5 protein-coding genes are annotated in these 3,611 nt (G+C 43.9%); 2 read left to right on the top strand and 3 right to left on the bottom strand.

Annotated elements, in window-relative coordinates; genetic code table 11:
- Window positions 1–68: 68 nt before the first annotated feature.
- Complete coding sequence (locus ACQ4MZ_RS31420) at window positions 69–383, bottom strand: hypothetical protein (protein ID WP_327921583.1); 315 nt, start codon at window positions 381–383, stop codon at window positions 69–71.
- A 762-nt stretch (window positions 384–1,145) separates the two neighbouring features.
- Between ACQ4MZ_RS31420 and ACQ4MZ_RS31415 the strand changes: the two genes are divergently transcribed.
- Complete coding sequence (locus tag ACQ4MZ_RS31415; protein ID WP_327921581.1) at window positions 1,146–2,015, top strand: RNA ligase family protein; 870 nt, start codon at window positions 1,146–1,148, stop codon at window positions 2,013–2,015.
- Between the two features lie 275 nt (window positions 2,016–2,290).
- Here the strand turns inward: ACQ4MZ_RS31415 and ACQ4MZ_RS31410 are convergent, their stop codons facing one another.
- A complete protein-coding gene (locus ACQ4MZ_RS31410; RefSeq protein ID WP_327921579.1) occupies window positions 2,291–2,461 on the bottom strand; it encodes a hypothetical protein in 171 nt (56 codons plus the stop codon).
- A 387-nt stretch (window positions 2,462–2,848) separates the two neighbouring features.
- On the opposite strand from ACQ4MZ_RS31410, the gene ACQ4MZ_RS31405 reads away from it, so the two are divergent.
- Complete coding sequence (locus tag ACQ4MZ_RS31405; RefSeq protein ID WP_289673506.1) at window positions 2,849–3,193, top strand: DUF3888 domain-containing protein; 345 nt, start codon at window positions 2,849–2,851, stop codon at window positions 3,191–3,193.
- A gap of 43 nt (window positions 3,194–3,236) precedes the next feature.
- Here ACQ4MZ_RS31405 and ACQ4MZ_RS31400 read toward each other — a convergent pair.
- A partial coding sequence (locus tag ACQ4MZ_RS31400; RefSeq protein ID WP_430852011.1) for a hypothetical protein occupies window positions 3,237–3,611 on the bottom strand: 375 nt, incomplete at its 5' end.

Below are 3,611 nucleotides of genomic sequence, written 5' to 3'. Positions count from 1 at the left end.
GAAACTTGAATGAGTACAACAAAAAAGCCATTCGATTGCGGAATCGAAGGCTTAGTTAAGATAAATGTTTATTCTCCTTTATGTTGATCGAATAACTGTAGAGTCTCCTTAACCTCTTCATCGTTTTGGAGCAACTTGGATTCAACTAATGACACGATCTCATTAAGACCTGCCTCTTTATCTGTTGTAAATCCTGTTTCGATTGCAAATTTCTCCCCTGTTTCTGTTAGAGTTGCTTGAATTCCATAACTTTCCCCTTTTCCATCGCTAAAGTCAAAAACTTCAATCGTTGCTTTCCGATTGGTACCAAACCAATAAACGTACTCTTCCTTCTTTGCAATATTCCCACCGAAAATTTTTGTTGTGATTCCTTTGACAGACATACTCGTTCCTCCTTTTAATGCTCCTTTTTGGAGAGTAGTTATTGAATTTCTTATAATAATTTTATGTTACTTTGAACTAGATTTCAAATTTTCCCAAAACTGAATTATTAACGCCAAAATGCCCAGGTGGCAGCCTGATACCCCATTCGGTTGGTCTTGGCGAATTCGATGGTCGGTGACAGCCAGATCGAACAATACCGTGGAACGTTCTGCACGACCCCAAATCCGAGGTAGAGTCCTACGCCCTGCTCTTCATATAGTGCATTACGCCAATGGCCGGATCCAGACCGTAGGCGCTCCCGCCGGACAGACATACCGCATATACGTCCTCAACGAGGTTCATCGGGTCCAAAACGGTCTCACGGGTACCCGGGGCTGAACCTCGCGCATCCACTCCGTACATCGAAGGACGCTCCAGCCTGTCAACGTTTCCTCATTTTTCGCGAGCCCGACTTTTACGCCGGGCACATCCGGTGATTGTTCCTGACTTCATCATAGGTTGGGAATGACCTGAGATTACCCTAATCAGGATTGCCAGTGGTGTATCCCATGCAAAGAGATTTCCTGTACGGGAGCCCTCCAAAAAAGGTCAGCGAATCGCCTGAATTTCCGTCGTTAGGTGTTCATTAAGAGTAACCGTTCTCTATAAGACGCATATGTCCCACGCGTTCGCTCTCCTCGCTCTAAAACTGAAGTGTTACGTCCATTCATTACCACCGTTTAACGGAAAGTCGACTGATATAATAATTCTAGGTGATAAAAATGTTTCTTGAACCTATGTTATTACGACAACGAGACGAACCGTTTGATGACGGAAGATTCATATATGAACCGAAGATCGATGGTCATAGGCTGATTTTGAGTAAAATTAACGGGAAAACGACCCTGCATACGCGCCATCATAACGAATGCACGGCCCAGTATCCCGAGTTGTGCGATTTGCCGATCGACCATGATGTCATCCTGGACGGCGAGGTGTACTGCATTGATGCGGATGGCCAGATCAATTTTGAACTGATCATGAGCCGGTTCCAGACAAAAGGGCCCGACAGGATAGCCGCGGCAACAAAACGGCTGCCGGTAGGGTTGATGGTGTTCGATATTCTACACCTCGATGGCCGGGATCTGCGGGACCTGCCACTAATGCAGCGCAAAGAGATTCTGGATTCCGTGATTCCGGACATGCCAGTGGTTCACAAGATTCCGTTTTTGGAGAAGGAAGGTAGAGCGCTGTTTGCATCTATCAAGGAGCAGGACCTGGAAGGGATCGTATGTAAAAGGAAGGACAGCAGGTATGTTGGGAAGCGTTCTGTGGACTGGATCAAGGTGATCAACTACCAGTACGCGGATGTGTTCATCAGCGGATACCGGAAAGGTGAATTTGGCTGGTTGGCTTGTGTGATGGGAACTGACGGGCGGCCGCGGCCAGCAGGGATCATCGAACTTGGGGTGCCGCCATTGCATAAGCAGGCGTTTCGCGGGGTGTGCGGCCAGCTGGTAACCGGAGAGGACAAAAACTTCGTGTATCTGGAGCCACGGCTGCGGGCGACGGTCAAATTTAGGAACTGGACCAAGAGCGGTATGCTTCGGACGCCGGTGTTCGTTGACTTTGTTTTGGGTAAAGCTTGTTAGCCCACGTATTGCGGGCTATTCTTGCGATCGTCTACCGTGTTTCTTCTATAATAAATCCAATCATCCATATGAATCTTCCTTTTTTCCCCATTTCCGCATCAATTCTTCCCTAATGGATTCGTAATTCTCACCACTAAGAATTCGTTTTCCAATCAACATCGCTTTATTGTAATCTCTGTCCGAGTCTTCTAGCACAAAACGTCATAGAAGCACCGTGAATACCCACAGGAAATGTGATGATGGCTAACTACATATGCTCTGGTTTACTTTGTTGATCATACCGTTTTTCGGCTCATCGAGAGCTGCCGATACATAGCGATTACCGGTTTGTTTTTCTCTTCCCACTCTTTAACCTGGAGCATTGGAATGCGATACTCCCCTTCCATCTGTGTCATCAGTTTCGCGAGCTGCTTATCTTTTTCGCGATCGTTAACTTCCGACTCCATGATTCTTTCGTATTCCCATTGAATCTTCAGCGAGCCTTGACATGTAACCCCTCCCCTTTCCAAAATACATTTAGGGGTAGTACCAGCGTCGCTGACACCACCCGCAAAGTACGGAATGTACTGCCAACTAAATGACATAAAACATACGTTAATGACTTGGATGCAATAAAAAACTCGTTCCTGAACGCTAAGGAAATCGATGACACGAAAAACCCGGCCCCTTATGAGCTAATGTGCTGGGTTTTGTTTAATCAGAGTAGTAGTCGAGTAATCATCACTTACTAGTAGCGCGTATAAAAAAGTTAGTCATAGGTATACTGCTAATTAGAGCCTGTTAAACAATTCTAAAGCACTTTACTTACAAAGTTTAAGTAAGGAGTTGAGAAAATGAAAAAATTAATTCTGAGCATATTTTTTACCATTCTAATACTCAGTACGTCTCCTGTTTATGCTAATGTAGCAGACAAAGAGTTACAAGATGCATTCATTACTTGTTTGAATCCAGTAATATCACAAGCAGTAAGTAAATACTATAAGACTCCTAGAGGGTTTGATTTGTTCAACACAAAGATCCTGTCCATTAAAAGGGACCGACCAGGAGAATTTTCTTTCGAGGTTATCGTTCAAATTAGCACTTTTGTTGGAGCACATAATCCCCCTGTTGGAACTGACATATTAACCATTAAATTAACTCCATCTAGTGCACGAGTCATCAATTATCAGCATTACTAAGGAAAATAAACCGAAGCGATATAACGCCTCGGTTTATTTTCTATCATAGTGTGTAATAATCAGTTTTTTGCTTACCAAATTGTTTTGCGTTATTTATATTAGTAGTTGTTGAAGTACCAAAGTAAATATCAAACCAGTTTCGAGTAAATCCGCGATCACATCTTACGTCACCCATGTCTTCTACATAAAACTGTTCTACGTTCCCTTTACCTGGAAGATATAGCGGACTTGAAGTGATGATGTTAGTGCCATAAGGAAGTAACGTTCCAGAAGTTGCACTACCGCAAGTATTAGGATGGACTGCTGCAGTGAGGTATGGTGTTGGGGTTGTCCCATGATAAGTTTTTGCACCTGAAATTGCAGTATAGGCTGTAACATCCTGATCATAATAAAAAGCTTGTGGTGAAACTGATTTCGG

The sequence above is a fragment of the Dyadobacter sp. BHUBP1 genome, from assembly GCF_050587785.1.
GTDB lineage: Bacteria > Bacteroidota > Bacteroidia > Cytophagales > Spirosomataceae > Dyadobacter.
The sequence above is the reverse complement of the archived record's forward strand: the minus strand, read 5'-3'. Positions and strand labels throughout refer to the sequence as shown.

Bases quoted from the DNA above. Each gene is read 5' to 3' on its own strand.
- ACQ4MZ_RS31420 (WP_327921583.1), bottom strand. From the start codon at position 383: ATGTCTGTCAAAGGAATCACAACAAAAATTTTCGGTGGGAATATTGCA.
- ACQ4MZ_RS31415 (WP_327921581.1), top strand. From the start codon at position 1,146: ATGTTTCTTGAACCTATGTTATTACGACAACGAGACGAACCGTTTGAT.
- ACQ4MZ_RS31410 (WP_327921579.1), bottom strand. From the start codon at position 2,461: ATGGAGTCGGAAGTTAACGATCGCGAAAAAGATAAGCAGCTCGCGAAA.
- ACQ4MZ_RS31405 (WP_289673506.1), top strand. From the start codon at position 2,849: ATGAAAAAATTAATTCTGAGCATATTTTTTACCATTCTAATACTCAGT.